Consider the following 24,875-nt stretch of genomic DNA (forward strand, 5'->3'; position numbering starts at 1 on the left):
AAGTTAGATCGAACGAGATAACTGATAGAAGAGAACAATGTGCCGATCCGGCGATTGTTCTCTTTTTTTATTTAAATAAAAGGAACGATACTCGTTTCTTCGTTTCATCTATGATAAAATACAAGCATATGTATAAATTTGAGGAATAAACAAGGTGGGGAACAAATGAAAAAAATAATCATCGAAGGAAATCGTCCATTGACTGGTGAAGTAACGATCAGTGGTGCTAAAAATAGTGCAGTTGCCTTGATACCAGCAGCGATTTTAGCAGATTCTCCTGTGATCTTGGAAGGTGTACCTGACATTCAAGATGTTCATTCATTGATAGAAATTTTAGAAATCATGGGCGCAACTGTCCGTTTTGAAAACAATGTATTAGAAATCGATCCACGTGGTGTCGTTTCAGTACCGATGCCAAGTGGGAAGATCAATAGCTTGCGTGCTTCTTACTATTTTATGGGCACCTTATTAGCTAAATTTGGCGAAGCAGTTGTTGGTCTACCAGGCGGCTGTTACCTTGGTCCGCGTCCAATCGACCTTCATATCAAAGGGTTTGAAGCGTTAGGAGCAAAAGTCACAAATGAACATGGTGCGATGTACTTACGAACAGAAAACAAAACGCTTAATGGAAATCGTGTGTTTATGGATGTGATTTCTGTTGGTGCAACGATCAATATCATGTTAGCAGCAGTGAAAGCAAATGGACAGACGACAATCGAAAATGCGGCGCGTGAACCTGAAATCATTGATGTTGCGACATTATTGAACAATATGGGTGCCAAGATACGTGGAGCAGGTACTGACGTGATTCGTATTGAAGGAGTAGAAGAACTGCATGGCTGCCGCCATTTCATGATTCCTGACCGTATCGAAGCAGGGACTTATTTGGCTGTAGCTGCTGCCGCAGGAAATGGCGTAAAAATCAAGAATGTGATCTATGAGCATCTTGAAAGTTTTATTGCTAAACTTCAAGAAATCGGTGTGAGCATGAAAATCAGTGAAGACGAGATCGAAGTTTATCCTTCAAAGAATTTAAAAGCCGCGAATGTGATGACTTATCCGTATCCAGGTTTTGCCACAGACTTACAACAACCGTTGACACCGTTATTATTGATGACTACTGGAACTGCTGAGATCGTGGATACGATCTATTCGAAGCGAGTGAATCATGTTCCTGAATTAGCACGAATGGGTGCTGATATCTCAGTAGAAGGTAATATGATCATCCTGAATGGGCCGAATAAACTCCATGGCGCTGAAGTTGTTGCTTCAGATCTACGCGCAGGGGCTTGTTTAGTGATTGCAGGATTGATGGCAGAAGGCACGACAACGATTTATAATGTCGAATATATTTTGCGTGGTTATGATCATATCATCGAGAAATTAACAGCAATCGGAGCAAGTATCAAAATGGTGGAGGAAGTGGAAGCCGAATGAGCGATTATTTGACAATGGCCGAACTGGAAAACAAAACACTAAAAGATGTTTACAGTTATGCAAAAGAATTCAAGATTCCTTATTACAGTAAGATGAACAAAAAGGAATTATCCCTAGCTGTTATTCGAGCTCAGGCTGAAAAACAAGGCTTTTACTATATGGAGGGGATTTTAGATATCGTTGGACAAGACGGCTATGGTTTTTTGCGTCCGATCAACTATGGTCCAAGTGTCGAAGATATTTATATCTCTGCCTCCCAAATTCGTCGCTTCAGTTTAAGAAACGGTGACAAAGTAGCTGGTAAAGCAAGACCGCCTAAAGAATCAGAACGATATTACGGATTGATGCACGTTGAAAGTGTCAATGGGAGAGATCCTGAAGATGCGAAAGAGCGCCCGCATTTCCCAGCATTGACGCCGCTTTATCCGGAGAAGCAACTTCGTTTAGAAACGACACCGCAACAAATTGCAACACGCATGATCGATATTTTCTCGCCGATTGGCTTTGGACAACGTGGGTTGATCGTTGCACCGCCGAAAGCAGGAAAAACATCCATCTTAAAAGAAATCGCTAATGGGATCACTGAAAATCATCCAGAAGTGGAGTTGATCGTTCTATTGATCGACGAAAGACCTGAAGAAGTAACCGATCTTGAGCGTAGTGTCAAAGGCGATGTGGTTTCTTCCACATTTGATCTGCAACCACAAAACCACACGCGGGTTTCTGAATTGGTTTTAGAGCGTGCCATGCGTTTAGTTGAAGATAAACGGGATGTCGTCATCTTGATGGACAGTATCACTCGCTTAGCTCGTGCTTATAATCTAGTGGTACCACCAAGTGGTCGTACATTGAGCGGAGGAATCGATCCTGCAGCATTGTACAAACCGAAAAAATTCTTTGGCGCTGCCAGAAATATTGAAGAAGGCGGTAGCTTAACGATTTTGGCTACGGCATTAGTTGATACTGGGAGTCGGATGGATGATGTCATCTACGAAGAATTCAAAGGAACAGGGAACTTAGAATTACAACTATCTCGTGAATTATCAGAACGCCGTATTTTCCCTGCCATCGACATCAAAAAATCAGGTACTCGTAAAGAAGAGTTATTGATGGATAGTGATCAGCTAGAAGAAATCTGGAAACTCCGTAAGCATATGATTGGCGACTCATTAGAATATACGGAACAATTGATCCGTTTCTTGCGAAAAACTAAAAATAACCAACAATTTTTTAAAGATTTCCAAGATGTTTCTTTTGGCAAAAAAAATCCCACAAGAAATTTAAAAAGATAATTGCAAGCTTATAGGAAACATGGTAAGATGTAAATGTTGTAAATCGACAAATCAACTCTGGTTCAGCAAATGAAGCAGGGCAAAGGAGCGAATAGCATGAAAGAAAATATCCATCCAGATTACCATCCAGTCGTATTTTTGGATTCTACAACTGGTTTCAAATTCTTGTCAGGTTCAACAAAAACTTCACAAGAAACAGTTGAATGGGAAGACGGTAATACATACCCAGTCATCCGTGTCGAAGTAACTTCTGACTCACATCCATTCTACACTGGACGTCAAAAATTCACACAAGCAGACGGACGTGTGGACCGTTTCAACAAAAAATACGGTCTCAAAGACGAAAACGCTGCAGAATAATCAAACCATTGTTAAGTCAAGGTTTAACAGACTATCCTATCAGGATAGTCTGTTTTTTGCTTTTGATCTTTTGTAAATACCAATGTACCACTCATGAAAACAGCAAAACGATTTACTGTTTCTTCTGATCACTGGTTGGCTGTTAACGAAGAATTCTAAACATTAGGTTTATTCGCTTGGTATACAGAAGTACGTGTTAATTTCCTACGTTTTCAAAAATAATAATAGGTTTATGAATTAAGTTTTTTAATGTGTAGATGTATGCTCAGAATCTTTTTCCAAATAAAGAATATTCTGCAAGTAACGATGATTCAGCATTCGACATCAGAAGAAAAGATACTTGCTGTCGAATGCATATCAGACGCGGACATTCCAGAGATAAGAAAAATCTATTTGCTTAAACATTCTAAAACTGTTTCTATCAGAGGCTAGGTCATTCAAGTAGTCTGTTTTTTTATTATATAGGCAAAATATACAAAACATGTTTATTCTTTCCTTATTTTTTTAAATCATTGTTTGATAAGGATAGTGATATAAACAGCAATTTTATAGGTAATTATCAGTTGAAGCATAAATAAAATAAATTTTTTTTCATTTTTTTTAGATGTGATGAAAAATTGGTAAATAACATATTCTTTCAGATGTTATAGTTATTTTGTAATAAAAATTAATTTTAGGGGAGTTATTTTAAAAATGAAGAAAAGTTTATTATTTAGCGCTGCACTGTTAGGAATAGTTATGTTTTCTGATATAACTACTGCAGATGAAGTTATTCATTCGAGGGATAATGAAAAAGCTACCATATCTGCAATCGTACAAACAAATCAAAATATTTCTACTAAACTGGAACTCAAACAGAGTGAGAATCTAAATACATATAGATCAACTATTTTAGATAATCCATTTGGTCCGAGTACTAATCAATCGACCGGAATATATAAGCGTGGGAATGATGTGATCGAGATATACGTAGATGAATCAACTGATCAAACACAACTGCCGACATATACAGTTACTACACCTGCTTTAACGAGTTTTTCGGAAGGGTCGGCAAATGGAACACAACTGGTTAAGGGACGTAATGTGATTTCTGGTTCGCAAGTCGGTCTGATCCACATTCGAAATGAATCTGGTCAAACAGCGCAAGGAAAACTAAGTATTGAAATCAAAGGTGGGATAAAGATTCCTCGGTTTATTCTTGGTAAAACAACCCAGCAGGAATGGACAAAAATGATTGCCGATAATCCGACAGCAGTAGGCTATGAACTAGTCGGTGACCGTGTGTTAGTGACAGGATCGAATCGAACACTCCAGGATGCAAAGGATCCTGAGACGATTCTTAATGCACATGAGAAAGTCATTACATTCCATAATCAAACGTCTTGTTTAGATGGTAGTTCTGCTGTCCATCGAAAGCCAGTTGGTTTGTTCCAGCATTTGCGAGAAACCATTCAGTCTGGCTATTATATGTATGCTTTTTATCAACATACAGCTTATAACAGCACCTCAGATGCAATGAGAGCAGTACTGAATCCTACGACTATCGGACAATGGGGAATTTGGCATGAACTTGGTCATACGTATCAATTATCACGAATGAATTGGAAAGACTTGACGGAGGTCACAGTAAACATTTATTCTCTGCGCGCAGAAAAAGGACTGAGCGAGCGTAGTCGTCTAGAAAGAGATAATCGTTATCCAACTATTTTCAACTATTTGAATGGAACAGGACAGAAACAATTTGATGACCAGGATATCTGGACAAAATTAGGAATGTTCTGGCAATTGGAATTAGCATTTGGTGAAGATTTCTATCCTAATTTACATAAAATGTATCGAAATGAACAACGCGCCCTTCCTACGGAACAAGATAAACGTCAGTATTTTGTCGTTGCGGCTTCAAAAATCAGTGGTCAGAACTTACAACCTTTCTTTGAAAAATGGGGTATTCAAGTAACTGCTGAAAGTCGACTTGAAATGGAAAAACTACCAAGCTTGACTAAAAAAATCTGGGAGTATCGAGATGAGATGACAGGTGAAGTAGGAGATATCGATGGTGGTACGAACAATAATGACAAAGAAGCACCGACGATTCCATCAGATCTTGCGGCGAATGAGGTAACAAGTCATTCTGTCAAATTAACATGGAATCCATCATCAGACAACACAAAAGTCAAAGGGTATAATGTTTATCGGAACAACGTAAAAGTGGGAACAACGGATAAGCCAGAGTATTTAGATGAAAATTTAAAGAGTAACGAAGTATATGTGTATCAGGTGAGTGCTTATGATGAAGCAGGTAATGAATCAGCAAAAACGGGCTTCTTGACGGTTGTTACACGACAAGAAGAAAAAGATGACGAAGCACCAAGCATCCCTACAGGTTTGACACAAGGCACTGTTACTACAAATACCGCACAGATCACTTGGACTGCTGCGACAGATAATTTACGTGTGGCTGGCTACAATATCTATCGTGATGGGGTGAAAATCAATTCAGTAACAGGCTTGAATTTCACCGATACAAATCTAGCAAGCAATACTAGCTATACTTATCAAGTCAGTGCTTATGATGGAGCAGGTAATGAGTCAGGAAAAAGTCCGGCAGTGATAATCAAGACCAATGAGCAAAATGTTATTCAAGATACTTGGCGCAGTGACCAAATTTACACAGCAGGAGATTTAGTGATTTATAACGGCATCCAATACCGTGCTAAATGGTGGGTCAGAGGTGAACGTCCTGATACATCTCAGGCATGGGAGAAAGTAGATAAAACACAAACAGAAGAATGGAGAACAATCAAAGCATATTCTGGTGGTGACCGAGTCGTCTACAAAGGAAAGACCTATGAAGCAAAATGGTGGAATACCAATAGCAATCCCGAAACAAGCAGTGTCTGGGTATTGAAATAATAAGTTACAACAAATCAGTTTCGCTAGAATGAAAAAACAGTAATGAAAAATAGCACCTACTTCTTTCTTTAAGGAAAGTAGGTGCTGTTTTTATGAAATAAAAGAAGTTGACTCAAACTTACTTTAAGTATTTCTCAAATTAGTTAGATAGTGGTGTCTATCTTGGTGTTCCAGTTTCTAAAGCCTGTTCTTTTGCTAATTCATTTTTATCATAAATCTTAACAAATGGATAATACATGAAAATGGAAAGAATGATCAATAAAATGTTCAATACGGCTGCCCGCCAGTCACCACCTGTAGCTAAGTAAGCACCAATAGGACCAGGGAGCGTCCATGGTGCGGTGATGGTAACAGCACTGACTAAACCTAGTTTAGTCGCAAACCAAGCGATGGTTGCGCAAACCATTGGAGCAAAGATAAACGGAATGATCAGTGTTGGATTCAATACGATCGGTACGCCAAAGATAACTGGCTCATTGATATTGAAAATAGAAGGAGTGATGATTGCTTTACCTAATTTTGAAGCATATTTTGATTTGGCTGTGAAGGCAAGCAGAATCGCTAAACCGATCGTACAACCTGCGCCACCGATCCAAACAAACCATTGATAAAAAGGTTCAGCTGCAATATTGGGTAAAGCCTCACCAGCTGCTGCTGCAGTTGTATTGGATTCTAAGATCTGCAACCATAAGGGGCGAGCAAGTGAACCAATGATGGATACGCCATGGATACCGAATGCCCAGAAGAAAGTGATTAGAAAAATCAGCAACAAGACACTCGGCAACGTATCGGTTGCGCTGATCAAAGGGCTGACAATTTTTGAAACGGCAGTGTGCCAATCAAAGCCGATGTAATAGCTGATCGATGCCATGACTAAAATCACGATCAAGGTTGGCGTTAATGCTTCGAAAGAACGAGCGACCGCAGGAGGTACTTGCTCAGGCATTGTGATTTTAAATTTCGATTTATCCGTCAAACGATACACTTCGACTGCAAAAATTGAAGTAATGATTCCGACAAACATCCCACCACCGCCAAGATTGGCCATAGGCAAAACAAAACCAGAAGTACCAGCAGCTTCCGCAGCCTCAAGAGGAATATTGACAGGGATAAAGGTCAACAAAAAAGCAATCGTAGCGAGTAACCCACCAGAAACAACATCTAGTTTATAGGTTTTGGCTAAACTGGCACCGATGCCAAATGTCGCATATAGAGACATGATATACATGGTCATGCGATAAGGTAATAAAATAGTTGCTGCATTTTCGGACAAGAACTGATAGATCCCCCAACTGGGCGGTAAGGGCGGAAAAGCAATGATCAAGAAAAACGAACCGACGATAATTAGTGGCAATGTAGCTATGATCCCATCACGTATGGCACGTAAATGTCTTTGGTTGGCAATTGTAGCCATTGGACCTGCCAAATAACGCTCAATGATTTCTGTAAACTTTGTTAACATATTGACACTCCTTTTTTATCGATAGAATTTAGAAGATGATGCCTTGATACAACCATAGATAAGCGACGAACATCAGACAGACTGTAGCGATAAGAAATGTTCGGATACATCCTTTAGTAAAACCTGTATTAGTTGAAATAAAATAATAATTGCCAGTGATGACAGCAGCTAAAGAGGGAGGAAGAAAGAGAAAGACACCCAGTCGAACTTCCCAGTGCAATAAATAGAATAAATAGGGAATGAAGATACCACTGACGATACAAGCAAGAAGCAAGTAACAAGCCGATTTCATCCCAAAATGAATGATTGATGGAACTGTTTCTTTATTATTCATGGTGAGACCTCCTTTTGTCCATTTGAAACGCTTTCATAAATCAAGTATACATTTATGAAATTAAAAATCAATATATTTATCTATCTAACGTAATTTTATTTCTATACCTATGAAGTATGGACAAGTGTGTAAGTATTTGATGAAAGAATCAAATAATATGGATCAGATAGAGGGAGTCCCTCATAATCTGATCCATGTTTTGGTTTGTGTTCTGTTTTCGTTTAATTAAAAACTTCGGCCGCCGCCGCCAAAGGTACCGCCACCACTCGAATGAGTCGTGCTGCCACCACCACCGCTTCCTGGGGGTGGCGCTTTAGGGATACGACGAGTCGTGACAAAGGAGTTCGTTAAACGATCTGTTTTGTCCGTCAATTTGATACTTGCCTTTTCACGAAATGGGTATTTATATGTCCCGGATTTCAATTGGTATCGTGAGGCGGTGATCATATAAAAAGCGATGCTTAAGATAGCTGCCAAAGCCACCGCAATCACTATTTCGACGGTAGTCAAAACTTTATACCGAGTGATTTTACCTGTGGCTTCATCTATACGATAATGACCGCCAGGCACTCCTTCATCTACATAAGTAGAAGCTTTGGTCAAATAGGCTTGGGCTGCTGCATAATAGTTTGCATTCGTCATCTGATCATAGACATCATCTAAAATCGAATCGATCCGGCGATCCGTCAAATAGTCAATCATATTTCCAGAAGTGGAGATATAGATTTCTCGTTGCCCCATATCTAAAAGTAAAACAGAACCATTTTGATCATTTCCTATTGCGGTTTTTAAATAGTTGTCAGCGAAGTCTCTAGGTTCTGCAGTATTTGAGGTAGTCGTGACAATAAATACTTGTCCTTTGATCTTGTCATTGATTTCTTTCGCTTGTTGGCTCAGTGTGTTGACTTGTTCGCTTGTAAATAAATTCGCCTCGTCATTGATTGTTGGGGTAGCGGCTCCTACGATCGGTGTCCACAGTAAACTAATGGCTAATAAAAAGAAAATGGAGAGACTTTTTTTACTCATCATATCAAATAGCCTCCAATCATAAAGAGGATCGCTAAAACAGTGAATATCCCGAAAGAGGTCAAAGCGAGTTTTTTATGACTGATCGGTAATACACCGCTAACTTTACCCGTTTGGCCATTCATTGCATAATAATAGACTTTCTTGTTAGAATCGTTGCTACGGTAAGTAACAAGCCAGACCGGTAACAAGACATATTCATTTTTTTCGCCAGTGATTTCTGCAGAAGCACGTACTCCGGTCAAAGTAGTATAGCCATTGGCTGTATCTCGCAACAATTTTTCGGAATAGTCACGTAACTCATTTTGGATATCTGCTTTGATTGCTTGGTACTCAATGTCACGTTTCTCTGCTTGGAATCCAGCGAGATATTGACTTTTGAATCCGATAGCTTTAGCTAAAGGAAATGGTTGGACAGCTTCCACCATTTTTTGTTGAGTATTTTTTGACAAAGCATTTTTTACTAATTCTTTGAAGAAAAGCTTTCCTTCACGGTGTACGGCATATTGTTTTGTTTCGGTATACTCGATATCACCGACACGCCAGATTCTGACAACTGTCCCGTTGGCTTGTAAAGAACCATCTAGTTCAGCGTCGGTTGCCCAATATGGGAAATAAACGCCAGTTAATTTGTCGATTTGCTCCTGATTGAAAAATGCTTTTGGTACAAACCATTTTTTCTTCGTCCATGCGAGAAACTGTTTAATTGCTTCTTCTTTTTCTACAGCAAAAGGCAGAACTTTATTTGGTAAGAAGTCACCACTTAGTCGTCCGGATAGCACGACTGGATTATGACAGTAGTAACAATAGGTAGCAGCTGTAGTGGCTTCTGTGACGATTTCTGCACCGCAGTTTGGACATAAAAATAGTTCCATGTTGCTTTGTTCGTCAGTAGCCGTCTGTTCAGCTGTTGCCTCTGTATCAGTCATTCCACCAGCATCGGCAAATGCTTGACGTTCTGTTTCATCCATTTGATCGAGCTGTTCTTCTGCTGTAAAGGTGAACTCATCCGTTGCAACTGGTTGATCTTGAGTCCCATTAATGTCGCGGGCCGCTTTTTGTTCCTCTTCATATTGACTGACTTCTGCTTCTGTATAAATATTTAGGCAATAGTCGCAATGAAATTTTTGATCTTTTGGATCGAAGGTCAATGGTCCGCCACAATTGGGGCATTTATGTGTTAAAGCATCCATTCAGGCACCCCTTTCAACTAGTCGAGTGGGATACCTTTGAATGGTTTTCCACAATTTGGACAAAACTTAGGAATTCCATTTGAAAGATCCACTACTTCATGACATTCGCTACATTTCATTTCAAGCTTTGGTTGGCTATTTGCCACTGGTTTTGCAGCACCACAGTTTGAACAGAATTTCCCGGTGTTTTCGGTACCACAGACAGGGCAAGTCCATGTATCGTTAGTACCTTGAGCTGTTTGTTGGTTTTGTTTTTCTTGTTGTTGCTTGATTTGTTCTTGATTATTTTGTGCGGACTGAGCTAAGTAGGAGCCATTGGCATTCATGCCCATTCCCATACCCATAAAGCCAGTCATCGCACCGGCATCATTTTTACCTGCAGCTTCCATCCCACGAGCAATCGAACCTTGCACATAGCCCTCACGGACACTAGGATCACCTAACATGGCACCTTCATTACGCATGTTGATGAGTTTGACCGAATCATCTGTGTAAGAGATGCTAGCAACTGCGACAGAAACAATCTCCATCCCACGAAGCTCACGCCAGGAATCGTCTAACGCTGTGCCCATATATTTGCTTAGTTCTAAACTTTTTGATGGGACATAGGAAATACGTTGCCCATCAGCAGACATTTGGTTGATCGCTGATTGAAGAGCAGTCAAGAATTCTGCTAAATATTGTTCATTGATATCTGCAATTTCAACTTGCGTCTTATTTTTAGGAATTGCATTTGTATAGAATAATATTGGATCGGTGATATGGATAGAGTACGTTCCATGCGCACGTAAGAATAATTCTGCATTATAGAAATTATCAAAGTAATTTAATGGCGCGCTTGTGCCAAATTTGATTCCTTTGATCTCTTGTAGATTGATATAGAATACTTGTTGTTTTTGTGGAGTTACGCCACCAAATTTAAAGCGGTCAAAGGTTTCAGCGATTGCACCTTTCAATGAACCATTGAACATGGAAGGGGCAGCATCGTTTTTGATCGTATAATAGCCTTCTTCAGCTGTGTAATCGATGATTTTTCCACCATCTACCAAAAGCATCATCATGTTCGGATAGACATGAACGACTGTGCCATCTGTCAATACATCTTCTGTACCTTTTCGATTGGATCCTCTTTTATCGTCTTTACGTACCTTGACACCTTTTGTCATGACTGTGGTGTCGCTCATATTGTCTGGTTCAATGACTTCGATCCATTGATCTGCTAATCCGCCGCCGATCATGCTAGTTGCTGCTTTAATAAGTCCCATAAAAAGTCCTCCCTGTGAGCAAGTATTTTTTTACTACGTATATGTTTGTATTATACCATAGGAGACTGAAAATGCTCTCAGTCGAAAGATGTAGAAAACCAGAGCAGCTATTTCCCACATTCAGCCATACGTTTTAGAACTGAACTTTTTTTCAGAATCTGGATAAATACTGTTCAAGGCGCAACTCTTTGGACACAGCTCAAAAAATCAACGATGAAATAGCTATTTTTGCTGTTTCTGTCTAATAGTCTAGAGTTTAAGGTTTCTTTCACAACCTAGACAAACGATGTTCGAAATTGGTATTTAGCCGAAACATCCCAAAATACGAGCAGCTTTTTTGAATGTTAAGGCTTATTTCTAAGTGTTGCTCACTTCTGTTACAACCGAATAAAGTATAGTAGTTTTTTTTGGCTAAATCACGTATAATAAAAGTTAGTGAATTTTTCAAAAGAAGGGGGATCCTTATGGCATATCAAGCACTTTATCGTGTGTGGCGTTCACAGCGATTTGAGGATATCGTTGGACAAAAAGCTGTGACACAAACATTGAAAAATGCGATTGTTTCCCATAAAACCTCACATGCCTATTTGTTTACAGGACCAAGAGGGACAGGGAAAACAAGTGCGGCAAAAATATTTGCCAAGGCGATCAATTGCCCAAACAGCAAAGATGGTGAACCTTGTAATCATTGTGAGATGTGTCAGTCGATCACGACTGGGACACAAGAAGATGTCATTGAAATCGATGCGGCAAGTAACAATGGTGTCGAGGAGATCCGTTTCATCAGAGATCGAGCAAATTATGCACCAACAAAAGCCGCTTACAAAATTTATATCATTGATGAAGTCCACATGCTTTCGACTGGAGCGTTCAATGCTTTACTGAAAACACTGGAAGAACCAAAAGAAAGTGTTATTTTTATTTTAGCAACCACTGAACCGCACAAAATCCCTGCAACGATCATCTCTCGAACACAACGTTTTGATTTCAAACGGATCAATGCAGCAGATATTACCGAACATTTAGAATATATCTTGGATCAAACAGAGATTGCTTACGAAGCGCCTGCGTTGACAGTCATCGCACGAGCAGCAGAAGGTGGGATGCGAGATGCGTTAAGTATTCTTGACCAAGCGATTTCTTTCAGTGATGGCACGATCACGTTGGATGATGCAATGCAAGTCACGGGGAGTTTGACGAATGAGATGATGGATGCGTATCTATCCGCTTGTTTTAGCAAAGAGATCCCACAAGCCTTACAAGCATTGAATCAAATTTTAGCGGCAGGAAAAGAATCACGGCGCTTTTTAGAAGATCTGTTGTCTTATTGCCGTGATCTATTGATGTTTCAGCAAGCACCAAATCTATTAGAGGAAACCTCACATGTCAAAACAGAAACATTCACGACATTGGCGAAAGAAATCCCGGCACAACGCTTGTTTCAAATGATCCAAATTTTGAGCGATACACAAAATGAGGTGCGTTTTACAAATAGTGCCACTATTTATTTAGAGGTTGCGACAGTGAAACTAGCTCAATCTTCAGCAAATGAAAGTCAGCAAGTGCCTAGTGAAATCGATCAGCAACAAGTAAAACAATTGCAACAAGAGATCCAAGAGCTGAAAAAGGAAATCAAAGAAATCAAAAATGGCACGGTGAAAGTCACTGCGAATCAGCAAACGCCGCAATCACCTGTTCAGAAAAAACAGCCAAGTACATACCGTATTCCTACGGAACGGGTGTATAATGTACTAAAAGAGGCGACAAGGAAACACTTGAATGAAGTAAAAGAAGTCTGGGATGATCTTTTGATGAGTTTGTCAGTGACCCAGAGAGCGATGCTCAAAGCAAGTGAACCAGTTGCGGCAGGACCTAATGGACTAGTGATTGCTTTTGATTATGAAATCGTCTGTCAGCGCGCAGCTAATGACGAAGAGCTTCAATTAGCGATCCACAACCAACTTAGTCGCATGATCAAAGATTATGCGCCAGAGCCTGTCTATATCACACGGGAAAGTTGGCCTGGTCTAAGAAAAAATTATCTCGTCCAAGCAAAGGATGGAGAAGCAGAAGAATCGTTTGCGTCTGATGATGAATCAGACGAGATCGAATTGCTTCCTCAAGAACAAACAAACCAAGAAAATGTAGTGACGAAAGCTGAAGAACTTTTCGGTTCAGCAGTCACAGTAATCGATGATTAGAAAAGGAGAGCGATATTAATGATGCGCGGAATGGGAAATATGCAAGGGATGATGAAGCAAGTCCAAAAAATGCAAAAAGAAATGGGCGAAGCCCAAGAAAAACTAAATGAAACAGAATTTACTGGTAGTTCTACGAATGATCTAGTCAAAGTCGTCTTTACTGGTAATCGTCGAATGAAAGATATCCAGATCAATGATGAAGTAGTTGACCCAGAAGATACAGAAATGCTACAAGATTTGATTGTGATGGCTGTAAATGACGTATTAGAAAAAATCGATACAGAATCAGAAAAAACAATGGGAAAATACACTAAGGGCTTACCCTTTTAAATTTTCCTGAAGGGGAAATGAACATGCAATATCCAGAACCAATTGCCAAACTGATCGACAGTTATATGAGACTTCCAGGTATTGGTCAAAAAACAGCGACAAGACTGGCTTTTTATACGATCGATATGAAAGATGAAGTGGTCAATGAATTTGCCAAAGCTTTATTGAGCGTCAAACGCGATCTACATTTTTGTAGTATTTGCGGAAATATCACAGAAGAAGATCCTTGTGAGATCTGTAAAGATCCATCGAGAGATCGTGGCATCATTTTAGTCGTTGAAGAACCAAAAGATGTCATGGCGATGGAGAAGATGCGTGAGTATCGTGGCTTGTACCATGTGCTACATGGTGTATTGTCACCAATGGAAGGTACGGGTCCAGAAGATATCAATATTCCTCCTCTCTTACAACGTTTGCATGATGCAGAGGTCCAAGAAGTGATCATCGCAACGAATGCGACCACTGAAGGAGAAGCAACAGCAATCTACCTTTCACGATTGATCAAGCCTGCTGGTATCAAAGTCACACGGTTAGCTCATGGCTTATCTGTTGGTTCCGATATCGAATATGCAGACGAAGTGACTTTAATGAAAGCGGTCGAAGGCAGACGTGAACTATGATTTTTTTCTACGAGTCAGATCGCGCTAGTTTGATCAACAAAGATTTTCAGATACAATAGAAAAGCAAGAGAAGAGATGGAGGAACAAGTGTGAACGGCTTATTTATTACGATCGAGGGACCTGATGGTGCAGGTAAAACGAGTATCATCAAAGAACTATATCCTCTTTTACAACAAGTAGCAAAAACAGAGATCATTCAAACTCGGGAACCAGGTGGGATACCAATTGCTGAACAGATTCGTGCAGTGATTCTTGATCCCAAAAATGATCGCATGGACGAGCGAACAGAAAGTTTATTATACGCAGCTGCTCGAAGACAGCACTTGGTCGAAAAAGTTTTACCTGCACTTTCGAGTGGGAAAATCGTTTTGTGTGATCGTTTTGTCGATAGTTCGTTAGCCTACCAAGGTGCGGGTCGTCGGATCGGCGTAAACGAGATTGCTGAACTGAATGAATTTGCTACAGAAGGAACGACTCCTGATTTTACTCTTTATCTTGATGTGGATTCTGACACAGGATTACGTCGCATCGCTAAAAATCGGCAGAATCAAATCGATCGCTTAGATTCAGAGGGATTAGAGTTCCACCAGCGTGTCCGTCATGCCTATTTGAAATTGGTAGAGGAGCATCCAGACCGCATCCATAAGATCGATGCAAGAAATAGTTTTGAAGAAGTGTTACAATTGAGTTACCACGCAATTATCAACCAATTTCCACAATATTTTGAAAGTCAGGAAGGTGAACGTAAATGAAAATCATTTTAGCAATCATTCAAGATAAAGATAGCAACCGTTTGTCCAATGAATTGATCGATGCAAACATTCGTGCGACTAAATTATCTTCTACTGGTGGTTTCCTTAAAGCGGGAAACAGCACATTTATCGTTGGTATTGAGGACGATCGTGTCGAAGAAGCATTAGAGATCATCAAAAAAACATGTGAGTCAAGAAAACAATTTGTTTCTACTCCAGTAACGTTAGATATTTCAATGGACGGTGGCGTTCCTTATCCTGTAGAAGTAGAAGTGGGCGGAGCAACAGTCTTTGTCTTACCAGTTGAAGGATTCCACCATTTCTAGGAGGAACTATGGCTCAAGAAAACATACTTGCGCAAATGCAACCTCTCGTGTATCAACAACTTCAACGAAGTTTTGAGCATGGGCGTCTCGCTCATGCTTATCTTTTTGAAGGTGAAAAAGGTACAGGAAAGCATGAGGTAGGCATTTGGTTAGCACAACATTTATATTGTACGAATATGAACAACCAACAACCTTGTGGCAGATGCAATAATTGTCAACGGATCAAAAATCAAGAACATCCGGATGTACTCGTTCTTGCACCCGATGGTCAGTCGATCAAGGTCGATCAGATCCGGCGCTTACAGACAGAGTTTAGTCGTAGTGGATATGAATCAAGGAAAAAAGTATTCTTGATCCAGGAAGCAGAAAAAATGAACGCGAGTGCGGCCAATAGTCTATTGAAATTTTTAGAAGAACCACCTGGTGATTTTCTAGCGATTTTAGAAACGGAAGCCATTGGTCGGATCTTACCTACGATCCAATCTCGTTGTCAAACCTTGCATTTCCAAGAATTGTCAAAGGATTCATTGATTCAAAAATTACAAGATCAGCAAATTTCTGCGGAAAAAGCAAAACTTTTGTCATTCTTGACAAACAGTTTAGGAAAAGCAGTTGAAATCTCAGAAGATGAATGGTTTAATGAGGCTAAGGACTTGATTTATCAATGGTTTGTCTACTTAGATAAAAGAGATACACAAGCCTTTATCTATGTCCAAAAACGATTGGTGAAAGTATTTAAAGAAAAAAAACAACAATTTACTGGTTTTTCAATTTTAATGTATTATTATCAGGAAGCTCAAAAACAGGCGATAACATCTGGGGAGTATGGTAAAGTCAAACGGCTGAATCAAACGATTGAACGTATTTTGTTAGCAGAACAAAAACTGCGTAGCAATGTGAGTTTTCAAGCCGTTGCTGAGCAATTTGTATTACAAACGATTTTTTGATTTGTCAATTTATATTTTGCGTAATCAAGGAGGCCACAAATGGTAGAAGTAGTAGGTGTCCGTTATAGAGATGCTGGTCATGTCTATTATTTTACACCCGGAGATTCAGAATATGCATACAATGATAAAGTGTTAGTCGAGTCTCAGCAAACTTTACATATCGCAACGGTTGCTATTCCCAAAAGAGATATTGATCTGGAAGATTTACCTGAAACCATCAATCCCATTTTGCATAAAGCAACAACTGCTGAGCTAAAAAAATGCAACAAAAATGAAGAAGATGCAAAAAAAGCTTTTTTGATTGCGAAAGAAAAAATTAGAGAGAGAAAACTAGAAATGAAGATCGTCCAAGTTGAATATACTTTTGATCGAAGCAAATTGACTTTTTATTTTGCGGCAGATGGACGTATTGATTTTCGTGAATTAGTGAAAGATTTGGCGGCCGTTTTTCGTACAAGGATCGAATTGAAACAAATCGGTGTTCGGGATGAGGCGAAGATGATCGGAAGTATCGGGCCTTGTGGGCGACCACTCTGCTGTTCTTCTTTCTTAGGAGATTTTGTCCCTGTTTCGATCAAAATGGCAAAAGAACAAGGATTATCACTGAACCCAACTAAAATTTCTGGCTTGTGCGGTCGCTTGATGTGCTGTCTACAATATGAAAGTGAAGCATATGAAGCCGCAAAAAAAGAACTCCCTGACTTTGGGAAAACACTTGAAACTCCTGATGGTAAAGGGAAAGTCGTAGGATTGAACCTGCTTAGTTGCTTAGTTAGTGTGCGACTGAACGGACGGGAGAATCCTGTTGAATATGAATGGGATGAACTAAAAAATTTCATCCAAGTAGGTGAGATGAATGGATAAGAGATCATTATATGATGGGTTGAACCAATTGGAGTCAGAGTTACGAAATACATTGACTGAATTAGTAGAGATGAAACATGCACTGCATGAGATCGTTGAGAAAAATACCACCTTAGAGATGGAAAATCAACGATTACGTGAACATCTTCGTGAATTGAACCAAGTGGCGCAAGCTCCAGCTGAAAATGCCAAACAAGAACTATCAAAATCCCGAATGAATCTTGAAAAGATTTACGAAGAAGGATTTCATGTTTGTTATGATTTGTATGGTTCAAGACGTGAAAATGATGAACCTTGTGCGTTCTGTTTAGAAGTGATCTATCGTGAAAGTGGACGCTAAATCAAAGGATCTAGTGGCTTCTATCACAGTCAATGAATACCGCAAAGCATTCTTGTTTTGCGGTATTCGTCGTTGAACTACCAGGATAAATTTTTTAATTAGAGTAGCTTCCTTTACTCTGTTTGATAAGGAGAATCATATGTATAACCAAAAGAGCTTTAAAGGAAATCACGTGTTTGGCACACTTTACCTCGTTCCAACACCGATCGGAAACTTGGAGGATATGACTGTTCGCAGTGTGCGGACATTACAAGAAGCGGATTTGATCGCGAGTGAGGATACACGCAATACACAAAAGCTATTGAATCATTTCGAGATCCAAACTCCCCAAAAAAGTTTGCACGAACATAATTATAAAGAACGTATTCCTCAATTGATCGACTGGCTAAAAGAAGGAAAAACGATAGCACAAGTAAGCGATGCGGGCATGCCATCTATCAGTGATCCTGGACATGAGCTTGTTGTTGCTTGTATCAAAGAAGATATCCCAGTTGTAGCATTGCCAGGTCCTACAGCGGGTATAACCGCATTGATTGCCTCTGGGCTTGTTCCGCAACCATTTTTATTCTATGGTTTCTTACCTAGAAAGAAAAAGGAACAACAGGACATACTAGCATCTCTTGTCGCACAGAAAGCAACATTGATTTTTTACGAATCACCTTATCGCGTAGCCGCAACGTTGACTAACATGTTGGAAGTGTTCGGCAATCGTCAAGTGGTGCTTTGTCGAGAATTGACGAAGATCCATGAAGAATACCTACGCGGAGACATCGAAGAATTACTTGGTTATTTAGAAAAACAGCCGATCAAGGGAGAATGCTGTTTACTTGTTGAGGGAAGCAACGAGGAAATAGTTCCAACTGAACAGCTTCAAGGTAGCTTGAAAGAACAAGTACAACAATTGATCGATCAAGGAGAAAAACCGAATGCGGCAATCAAAACGATTGCAGTCAAAAACGGAATCAAGAAACAAGAAGTTTATCGTCAGTTCCATGAATTGGATAATTAAACGAAATAAGAAGAACAAGCTACATCAACTATTCTAGATAAATGAAGCGGAGAGACGGAAATCAGGTTTAGATTTTCGTCTCTCCGCTTATTATTGATGAATCATTTCTTAAATTATAGTTTTCGTATTTTGAAAAGAGTAGAAGGGAACAATACAGCTATTTAGTTTACTGCGATGATTCCACTCTTTTTTGATGCAGAAATTATTTCGACAGCTTGTTCGTTTGATTGCATCTAAGTGATATAAGAAGGGTTAACCGGATTAATCTACAGGATCACGATAAGGTAAAATAGAGATATTCTCGCTTTGTCCGGCTTGCCCAGCGCTACCACTTTTTCCAGCACTGCCACTTGTTCCCGGTGAGCCCGGCTTGCCATCACTTTTCTTAGACCCGCCTTTTCCAGCAGCACCGCCTTTTCCACCTTGTCCAGGTGAAACGTCATGTGTACCTGTAAGAATATATTCCACTCCTTCCTCTATATAGATAACTATATTTGCTCCGTTTCCACCGTTTCCGCCATCCGTGCAGCTCTTTGAGGCTTCGCCGTCTCCGCCACTGTCACCATTTCCACCATTCCCACCATAGCTGCCAAAAGGAGTATCTCCTGTAAGTTTTTTGATATAAAACTTACATTCAGATGAGTTGCCACCCTCTGTTCCGGGAGAGCCATCTGCACCCTCAGTCCCATTTCCACCCAATTTTTTATTAATATCGGAACCACCGTTTCCGCCGTTTGCTCCAGCTGCTCCATTCCCGCCATTCCCGCCATTTCCTCCATGTGTCCCAATGACGACAATTCCATTATTCAAGGAAGTATGCTCCAATTGAGTCATCTGTTCAGTTTGAAAGTGGACATGTGTGTGCACAAACGAGACTAGCGTTCTTTTCTAATGTCACCGACTTAAAAGAAAGGGAGACCGTATCGCCAGAATCAATCACAAAACTAGTGTTTTCTTTGATTGTGAGATTTTGCTCCTTGCTGCCATAATGCTGGAGAGTCATAGGGAAGATAAAGCGATTCAACATTTCCTCGTACACCTGAGCATCATTAGAATTACCATATACATAAGCTTTTAGAACAGTACATAGATTTTGACTTGTACGGTTTTCTTTTAAATTGATATCTGGTAGTACTTTGAAGCGTTCATCTTCGGTTGTTAACTCATTTTCAAATAGAAAATCTGGCGTTCCAGTCAATAGTTTGAGAGTCTGAACATCAGGACATTTGATTTGCTGACAATTTTTTTTGCACTATCAGGAGTCAAAGTAAAAATATCAGAAGTACTCACAATATGATTGGATGGTAGAGTATTATCGGGAGTAGTTCTTGTCAAATTTTTTTTTAAGAATTTAGTTCTGAACTGATTGATTTTTTAAAACTCTTTTTCTAAAACGGGGCTAACGTTATTTTTTAAGTTATTTAACATGGATACTCTCCATTAATTTTAATTAAGACTGGCCAGTCTTTTACAAACAGATAACAGCATAATATAATGATGTTTTAAAATCATAAGAATTGTTATTTAATATTGAGCATGTCCAAACGAATAAGTAGACTTGCACAAATAGAGACGTGTGCCAAAGAAAAGACAGCGCGTATTCACAGGATTTAAGGAAAGATCTTTTCTTGAAAGGGAACAAAAGTTCGTGTATAATGATAGTGGGGTGAGTCTGATGGAATTACAGTTTCCTTTACATAATGATACGTCTAGAAAAATCATTCATATCGATATGGATGCTTTTTTCGCGTCCGTTGAAGAACGAGATCACCCTGAACTTCGTGGAAAACCCTTAGTGATCGCCAGACATCCCAGTGATACTGGCGGGCGTGGGGTAGTGACGACGGCTAACTATGAAGCACGTAAGTTCGGCATCCATTCAGCAATGAGTGCCCAAAAAGCCTATGAACTTTGTCCAGAAGCGATTTTCAAACCGGGAGACCACCAAAAATATAGTGAGATATCAAAAGAAGTCAGGGAGATTTTTTATCGCTATACAGACTTAGTCGAACCAGTTAGTATTGATGAAGCTTATTTAGATGTCACGAATAATAAAATCAATTGTAAATCAGCGATTAAGATCGCCCGAATGATTCAACTTGATATTTGGCAAACGGTGCATCTGACTTGTTCGGCTGGTGTCAGCTATAATAAATTTTTAGCGAAACTTGCATCAGATTTTCAAAAACCTAAAGGAATGACGGTCGTCACCCCCGAAGAAGCTGTCGATTTCTTAAAAGCATTACCAATCGAAAAATTTCATGGTGTCGGCAAGAAAACTGTTCCTAAAATGCATGAATTAGGTATTTTTACAGGAGAAGATCTGTATCAATGTACTGAAATGATGTTGATCCAACAGTTTGGTAAAATGGGGTATTCGTTGTATCGAAAAGTACGAGGTATCCATGATTCGCCGGTCAATGTTACCCGAGAGCGTAAGTCAGTTGGGAAAGAGCATACGTATGGACAACCACTAAGAACAGAAGAAGAAGTTCTTGGTCAGTTACGTCAGCTGGCTGAGAAAGTGGAAGATTCTCTCCGGCGTGTTCAGAAACATGGAAAAACAGTTGTCTTGAAGATCCGTTATACCGATTATTCTACAGTAACGAAGCGAGTGACATTACCAGAATATGTCTATAAAAAAGAAGCACTGTTTTATCAAGCTAGTCTGATATGGGAAGAGATTTTAGGGATAGAGAAGGGGATTCGTTTATTAGGTATCACACTGACGAATTTAGATCCGATGACTTATGAGAATATTGTGTTACCTTTGTGGGAAACGCAAGCGATAGAACCAGAAATAGAATAAAGAATGCTCCATCTTAGACTTTGAGACAAAAGCGGAATTCACTTCTGTCTGGGTCTTTTAGATGGAGCATTCTTTATTGTGTTCAATCAAAACTGAGTATAGTTAAATCAGTTCTTGTTTTTTTATTTGTTCATATGTTTGCGTAGCATCTGTACATTTTTCCCAGATGACGACTTGTTTTTCAGCAAGCGATCGTTGCACGTCAATGATACGCTGATTGCTGCTTCCACGAAATTGTAATTTGAAATCTCTTTTTGACCATTCAAAACGGCCATCAACAAGAATATCGAGTTTCGAGAGCAGTTCTAATTTATCTTCAGAATCTTGTAATAATTCATCGAAGGTATAACCGGTCCAAGACCAGATGTCTTTGCTGTGACCAAATTCTTGCCGGATTCGATCAACTACACGTAGGCAAACATTCGTATTCAAAAAAGGTTCACCACCTAAGAGTGTCAATCCTTGGACGTAATCGTTACGTAGATCAGCCATGATCTGTTCTTCCAGTTCTGGAGTGAATGGTTTGCCGTAACGGAAATTCTGAGCGGCTTTGTTAAAACAACCTTCACAGGCAAATAAACAGCCACTTACATATAAGCTATTACGAACACCTTCGCCATCCACAAAGTTGAACGGTTTATAATCGGCGATATAGTCATGACTATAATCTTGAGCCAGCCATTCTTTAGGTTTAGGATTTCTCATAGTAAAACTTCTTTCATTATAAAATGGTATCCGTTATAAAAAATTCTTGACGGTCGTAGGAGACATAAGAAAATAGCCAGAGGAAGGGATGCTATCTCTCGTATGACTTGGAGTTGAACGACTTTCTCACAATCTCATTTACGGTGTTCGAAAAGCTGACCTTCAACACTAAGCTGAAAAATCAAAAAATATGAGAAGCTATTTTCTGATTTCCCATCTTACTGCTCAGGTCAGGACGCTTTTCTCACAACCTCATTTACGGTGTTCAAGAAGCAACACTTCGGTAATAAGTCAAAAAAATCTAAAATGAAAGAACCATTTTTGATTTTTCTGTCTTATTACTCAGTGCTAAACGCTTCTTTCACAACCTTACTTCATATGTTTCACGCGTGATGAGATTTCTTTGTGTCTGCCGTGGACCATTGGGCGGGCTTGTGGGTTTCCTAGATAGCCGCATGTTCGTTTGACTACGTCACATGATTTTGGATCGTGATTGCCGCATTCTGGGCATTCAAAGCCACGTTCAGTTGGTTGGAAATCTCCTTCAAAACCACATTGGTAGCAATGATCGATCGGTGTATTGGTTCCTAAATAGCCTACTTTGTCATAGGCAAAGTCCCAAACAGCTTCTAATGCTTTAGGGTTTTGTTGCAACACTGGGTATTCACAGTAATGGATAAAGCCACCAGAACAGTATTTTGGATAGTCTTTTTCAAATTCAAGCTTTTCAAATGGCGTTGGATTTTTACGCACATCATAGTGGAAACTGTTAGTGTAATATTCCTTATCTGTGATATTTTCAACGATACCGAATTTCTCTGTATCTAAACGGCAAAAACGATCCGTCAAGCTTTCACTTGGTGTGGAATATACGCTGAAGTGATAGCCATATTCATTTCCCCAAGCGTCTGCATTGGCTTTTAGTTTTTTCACGATATCTAGAGTGAAGTCTTTGGCTTCAGCATTATTTTCCCATTCACCGCCAAAGAAAGAAGCAGCGACTTCATAAAGTCCGATGTAGCCTAATGAAACAGTTGCTCGACGATTTTTAAATAATTCATCTACGGCATCTGTACGAGATAGTCGTTTACCGAATGCACCATACATGTAAAGGATCGGTGCATTTGCTGGAATCGCTTCTTTACAACGTTCGACACGATAAACTAAGGCATCTTTCATGATCGACAAGCGATCTGAAAGTAATTGCCAGAATTTTTCTTGGTCACCGTCTGCTTCTAAGGCGATCCGCGGCAAGTTCAACGTAACCACACCTAGATTCATTCTTCCGACATTCACTTCTTCACCGTTCTCGTCTTTCCAACCTTGTAAGAAGGAGCGACAGCCCATTGGTACTTTGAAGCTTCCTGTCAATTCAACGATCTTGTCATAATTTAGAATATCTGGGTACATTCTTTTTGTGGCACATTCTAAGGCTAATTGTTTGATGTCATAGTTTGGATCAGTTGGTTTAAGATTGATTCCGTCTTTTAGTGTAAATATCAATTTTGGGAAGATCGCTGTCCGTTTCTCACTGCCTAATCCATTGATTCGGATTTGTAAAATCGCTTTTTGGATTTCTCGTTCAAACCAATTTTTACCTAGACCGAAGCCGAGTGAAGTAAAAGGCGTTTGTCCGTTGGAAGTGAAAAGTGTATTGATCTCATATTCCAAACTTTGCATGGCATCAAAAATATCTTTTTTGGTTTTTGCTTTTGCATAGGCTTCTTGCCGTTCGGGTGTGTCGATCCATTCTTTGGCATCAATTAAATGTTTTTTGTAATTTAATTGTGCAAAAGGAGCAAGCAATTCATCTGTGCGATCGGCAGAACATCCGCCATATTGGCTAGATGCAACATTGGCAATGATCTGTGAAATCTGTGCCGTTGCTGTTTGGATCGATTTTGGTGATTCGACTTCTGCATTTCCAATTTTAAACCCGTTGTTCAACATACCTTTGAAGTCGATCAAACAGCAATTTGTCATTGGTGTATACGGATGGTAATCGAGATCATGATAATGGATATCGCCTTTTTGATGGGCGTTGGCAATATGCGGTGGAAGTAATTTCAATCCGATCGATTTCCCAACGATGCCAGCAGTCAAGTCACGCTGCGTATTGAATACATTACTATCTTTGTTCGCATTTTCATTGACAACACTTTGGTCTTTATTGATCAGTTTCTCGATCGAAAAGTTGATGTCAGTTGCTTTACTACGAGCAAAATCACGTTTTGTTCGATAATGGATATATTCTTCTGCTAAGGCATATTCGTTTTTTTCTAACAAGATATGTTCAACGATGTTTTGGATCTCATAGATTTTTACGTTATTTGCGAAGCGATCTTTGATTTCTTTGATCACAAGTTCTGCGATTGATTGGATCTTTTCGTACGTAATAGGAGATAAGGAACCGTGAATTTTCTTTTCTGCTTTGATCAGTGCGGCATTTATTTTCTGTTCATCAAATGGTACCTCGCGTCCATCGCGTTTGATGACAGTCATTTTTTTGGTTTCAGGCTGTTTTTCTAGCACAGCCATTTCTTGATCTGTTCGTTTCATTTTCTTCAGCTCCTACAAAAAATAGTTCTTGTCTATCATAAAACAAATTGAAGAAAGGAGCAACTAATTATCTGCTACATATAGTGTTTTATCGCTGTATAATTGAATGAGTATACTATATATGGTGTATA

23 protein-coding genes are annotated in these 24,875 nt (G+C 39.5%); 14 read left to right on the top strand and 9 right to left on the bottom strand.

The window, feature by feature from the left end; translation table 11 throughout:
* The first annotated feature begins 165 nt into the window (after positions 1–165).
* The 4 genes from IGK01_RS03610 to IGK01_RS03625 all read left to right on the top strand — a co-directional run bounded on the left by IGK01_RS03610 (position 166) and on the right by IGK01_RS03625 (position 6,002).
* Positions 166–1,437, top strand: a complete 1,272-nt coding sequence (locus IGK01_RS03610; RefSeq protein ID WP_137072045.1) for a UDP-N-acetylglucosamine 1-carboxyvinyltransferase — start codon at positions 166–168, stop codon at positions 1,435–1,437.
* A complete protein-coding gene (gene rho, locus IGK01_RS03615; protein ID WP_010736060.1) occupies positions 1,434–2,729 on the top strand; it encodes a transcription termination factor Rho in 1,296 nt (431 codons plus the stop codon). The genes IGK01_RS03610 and rho overlap by 4 nt, the downstream gene beginning before the upstream one ends.
* A gap of 96 nt (positions 2,730–2,825) precedes the next feature.
* Positions 2,826–3,089, top strand: coding sequence for a type B 50S ribosomal protein L31 (locus IGK01_RS03620; RefSeq protein ID WP_010736059.1), 264 nt, complete (start codon positions 2,826–2,828; stop codon positions 3,087–3,089).
* A 693-nt stretch (positions 3,090–3,782) separates the two neighbouring features.
* Positions 3,783–6,002 (top strand): M60 family metallopeptidase, encoded by a 2,220-nt coding sequence (locus IGK01_RS03625; protein ID WP_438840502.1) that lies wholly within the window; start codon positions 3,783–3,785, stop codon positions 6,000–6,002.
* A 157-nt stretch (positions 6,003–6,159) separates the two neighbouring features.
* Here IGK01_RS03625 and IGK01_RS03630 read toward each other — a convergent pair whose 3' ends face one another.
* From IGK01_RS03630 to IGK01_RS03650, 5 genes are all read right to left on the bottom strand, one after another.
* Positions 6,160–7,464: a PTS sugar transporter subunit IIC gene (locus tag IGK01_RS03630; protein WP_023519264.1), complete on the bottom strand. Its 1,305-nt coding sequence runs from the start codon at positions 7,462–7,464 to the stop codon at positions 6,160–6,162.
* A gap of 28 nt (positions 7,465–7,492) precedes the next feature.
* Positions 7,493–7,798, bottom strand: a complete 306-nt coding sequence (locus tag IGK01_RS03635; RefSeq protein ID WP_010736056.1) for a hypothetical protein — start codon at positions 7,796–7,798, stop codon at positions 7,493–7,495.
* Between the two features lie 225 nt (positions 7,799–8,023).
* Positions 8,024–8,827, bottom strand: coding sequence for a TPM domain-containing protein (locus IGK01_RS03640; protein ID WP_023519265.1), 804 nt, complete (start codon positions 8,825–8,827; stop codon positions 8,024–8,026).
* The gene (locus IGK01_RS03645) at positions 8,824–10,017 is read right to left on the bottom strand and encodes a TFIIB-type zinc ribbon-containing protein (protein WP_375152141.1); all 1,194 of its coding nucleotides are present in this window, start codon (positions 10,015–10,017) and stop codon (positions 8,824–8,826) included. The genes IGK01_RS03640 and IGK01_RS03645 overlap by 4 nt, the downstream gene beginning before the upstream one ends.
* A gap of 17 nt (positions 10,018–10,034) precedes the next feature.
* On the bottom strand, positions 10,035–11,282 hold the full coding sequence (locus IGK01_RS03650; RefSeq protein ID WP_010736053.1) for an SPFH domain-containing protein: 1,248 nt from the start codon (positions 11,280–11,282) through the stop codon (positions 10,035–10,037).
* Between the two features lie 464 nt (positions 11,283–11,746).
* Between IGK01_RS03650 and dnaX the strand changes: the two genes are divergently transcribed.
* The 9 genes from dnaX (at position 11,747) to rsmI (ending at position 18,671) form a co-directional block, all read left to right on the top strand.
* Positions 11,747–13,483: a DNA polymerase III subunit gamma/tau gene (gene dnaX / locus IGK01_RS03655; protein WP_438840503.1), complete on the top strand. Its 1,737-nt coding sequence runs from the start codon at positions 11,747–11,749 to the stop codon at positions 13,481–13,483.
* Between the two features lie 18 nt (positions 13,484–13,501).
* Positions 13,502–13,813 (top strand): YbaB/EbfC family nucleoid-associated protein, encoded by a 312-nt coding sequence (locus tag IGK01_RS03660; protein WP_010736051.1) that lies wholly within the window; start codon positions 13,502–13,504, stop codon positions 13,811–13,813.
* Positions 13,814–13,836: 23 nt separating this feature from the next.
* On the top strand, positions 13,837–14,433 hold the full coding sequence (recR, locus tag IGK01_RS03665) for a recombination mediator RecR (protein WP_019722633.1): 597 nt from the start codon (positions 13,837–13,839) through the stop codon (positions 14,431–14,433).
* A gap of 89 nt (positions 14,434–14,522) precedes the next feature.
* Complete coding sequence (tmk, locus tag IGK01_RS03670; protein WP_010736049.1) at positions 14,523–15,185, top strand: dTMP kinase; 663 nt, start codon at positions 14,523–14,525, stop codon at positions 15,183–15,185.
* Complete coding sequence (locus IGK01_RS03675) at positions 15,182–15,511, top strand: cyclic-di-AMP receptor (RefSeq protein ID WP_010736048.1); 330 nt, start codon at positions 15,182–15,184, stop codon at positions 15,509–15,511. The genes tmk and IGK01_RS03675 overlap by 4 nt, the downstream gene beginning before the upstream one ends.
* A gap of 8 nt (positions 15,512–15,519) precedes the next feature.
* Positions 15,520–16,458 carry a DNA polymerase III subunit delta' gene (gene holB, locus IGK01_RS03680; RefSeq protein WP_010736047.1) on the top strand — a complete coding sequence of 313 codons (939 nt, stop codon included), beginning with the start codon at positions 15,520–15,522 and terminating at the stop codon, positions 16,456–16,458.
* 39 nt (positions 16,459–16,497) lie between these two features.
* Positions 16,498–17,322 (top strand): PSP1 domain-containing protein, encoded by an 825-nt coding sequence (locus IGK01_RS03685; protein WP_010736046.1) that lies wholly within the window; start codon positions 16,498–16,500, stop codon positions 17,320–17,322.
* Complete coding sequence (locus IGK01_RS03690; protein WP_010736045.1) at positions 17,315–17,662, top strand: DNA replication initiation control protein YabA; 348 nt, start codon at positions 17,315–17,317, stop codon at positions 17,660–17,662. The genes IGK01_RS03685 and IGK01_RS03690 overlap by 8 nt, the downstream gene beginning before the upstream one ends.
* A gap of 139 nt (positions 17,663–17,801) precedes the next feature.
* Positions 17,802–18,671, top strand: coding sequence for a 16S rRNA (cytidine(1402)-2'-O)-methyltransferase (gene rsmI, locus IGK01_RS03695; protein ID WP_010736044.1), 870 nt, complete (start codon positions 17,802–17,804; stop codon positions 18,669–18,671).
* Between the two features lie 261 nt (positions 18,672–18,932).
* On the opposite strand, the gene IGK01_RS03700 is transcribed toward rsmI, so the two are convergent.
* Both IGK01_RS03700 and IGK01_RS03705 read right to left on the bottom strand, forming a co-directional pair.
* Entirely contained in the window at positions 18,933–19,481 is a 549-nt protein-coding gene (locus tag IGK01_RS03700) for a hypothetical protein (protein WP_153830327.1), read from the bottom strand.
* 28 nt (positions 19,482–19,509) lie between these two features.
* Positions 19,510–19,869 (bottom strand): hypothetical protein, encoded by a 360-nt coding sequence (locus IGK01_RS03705; RefSeq protein WP_034691329.1) that lies wholly within the window; start codon positions 19,867–19,869, stop codon positions 19,510–19,512.
* A gap of 474 nt (positions 19,870–20,343) precedes the next feature.
* Between IGK01_RS03705 and dinB the strand changes: the two genes are divergently transcribed.
* Complete coding sequence (dinB, locus tag IGK01_RS03710) at positions 20,344–21,480, top strand: DNA polymerase IV (protein ID WP_375152659.1); 1,137 nt, start codon at positions 20,344–20,346, stop codon at positions 21,478–21,480.
* A gap of 102 nt (positions 21,481–21,582) precedes the next feature.
* Here dinB and nrdG read toward each other — a convergent pair whose 3' ends face one another.
* Together nrdG and nrdD are read right to left on the bottom strand one after the other, a co-directional pair.
* A complete protein-coding gene (nrdG, locus tag IGK01_RS03715) occupies positions 21,583–22,185 on the bottom strand; it encodes an anaerobic ribonucleoside-triphosphate reductase activating protein (RefSeq protein WP_010736040.1) in 603 nt (200 codons plus the stop codon).
* Positions 22,186–22,554: 369 nt separating this feature from the next.
* Entirely contained in the window at positions 22,555–24,744 is a 2,190-nt protein-coding gene (nrdD, locus tag IGK01_RS03720; RefSeq protein WP_019723769.1) for an anaerobic ribonucleoside-triphosphate reductase, read from the bottom strand.
* Positions 24,745–24,875: the final 131 nt, after the last annotated feature.

This window comes from Enterococcus sp. AZ080 (genome assembly GCF_051714945.1).
Lineage (GTDB): Bacteria > Bacillota > Bacilli > Lactobacillales > Enterococcaceae > Enterococcus_B > Enterococcus_B pernyi.

Coding starts and splice junctions, on each gene's coding strand:
- holB (WP_010736047.1), top strand. CDS start 15,520: ATGGCTCAAGAAAACATACTTGCGCAAATGCAACCTCTCGTGTATCAA.
- recR (WP_019722633.1), top strand. CDS start 13,837: ATGCAATATCCAGAACCAATTGCCAAACTGATCGACAGTTATATGAGA.
- IGK01_RS03625 (WP_438840502.1), top strand. CDS start 3,783: ATGAAGAAAAGTTTATTATTTAGCGCTGCACTGTTAGGAATAGTTATG.
- IGK01_RS03630 (WP_023519264.1), bottom strand. CDS start 7,464: ATGTTAACAAAGTTTACAGAAATCATTGAGCGTTATTTGGCAGGTCCA.
- IGK01_RS03645 (WP_375152141.1), bottom strand. CDS start 10,017: ATGGATGCTTTAACACATAAATGCCCCAATTGTGGCGGACCATTGACC.
- IGK01_RS03635 (WP_010736056.1), bottom strand. CDS start 7,798: ATGAATAATAAAGAAACAGTTCCATCAATCATTCATTTTGGGATGAAA.
- IGK01_RS03640 (WP_023519265.1), bottom strand. CDS start 8,827: ATGATGAGTAAAAAAAGTCTCTCCATTTTCTTTTTATTAGCCATTAGT.
- rho (WP_010736060.1), top strand. CDS start 1,434: ATGAGCGATTATTTGACAATGGCCGAACTGGAAAACAAAACACTAAAA.
- IGK01_RS03610 (WP_137072045.1), top strand. CDS start 166: ATGAAAAAAATAATCATCGAAGGAAATCGTCCATTGACTGGTGAAGTA.
- IGK01_RS03650 (WP_010736053.1), bottom strand. CDS start 11,282: ATGGGACTTATTAAAGCAGCAACTAGCATGATCGGCGGCGGATTAGCA.
- IGK01_RS03675 (WP_010736048.1), top strand. CDS start 15,182: ATGAAAATCATTTTAGCAATCATTCAAGATAAAGATAGCAACCGTTTG.
- nrdG (WP_010736040.1), bottom strand. CDS start 22,185: ATGAGAAATCCTAAACCTAAAGAATGGCTGGCTCAAGATTATAGTCAT.
- IGK01_RS03660 (WP_010736051.1), top strand. CDS start 13,502: ATGATGCGCGGAATGGGAAATATGCAAGGGATGATGAAGCAAGTCCAA.
- IGK01_RS03685 (WP_010736046.1), top strand. CDS start 16,498: ATGGTAGAAGTAGTAGGTGTCCGTTATAGAGATGCTGGTCATGTCTAT.
- IGK01_RS03620 (WP_010736059.1), top strand. CDS start 2,826: ATGAAAGAAAATATCCATCCAGATTACCATCCAGTCGTATTTTTGGAT.
- nrdD (WP_019723769.1), bottom strand. CDS start 24,744: ATGAAACGAACAGATCAAGAAATGGCTGTGCTAGAAAAACAGCCTGAA.
- IGK01_RS03690 (WP_010736045.1), top strand. CDS start 17,315: ATGGATAAGAGATCATTATATGATGGGTTGAACCAATTGGAGTCAGAG.
- dnaX (WP_438840503.1), top strand. CDS start 11,747: ATGGCATATCAAGCACTTTATCGTGTGTGGCGTTCACAGCGATTTGAG.
- rsmI (WP_010736044.1), top strand. CDS start 17,802: ATGTATAACCAAAAGAGCTTTAAAGGAAATCACGTGTTTGGCACACTT.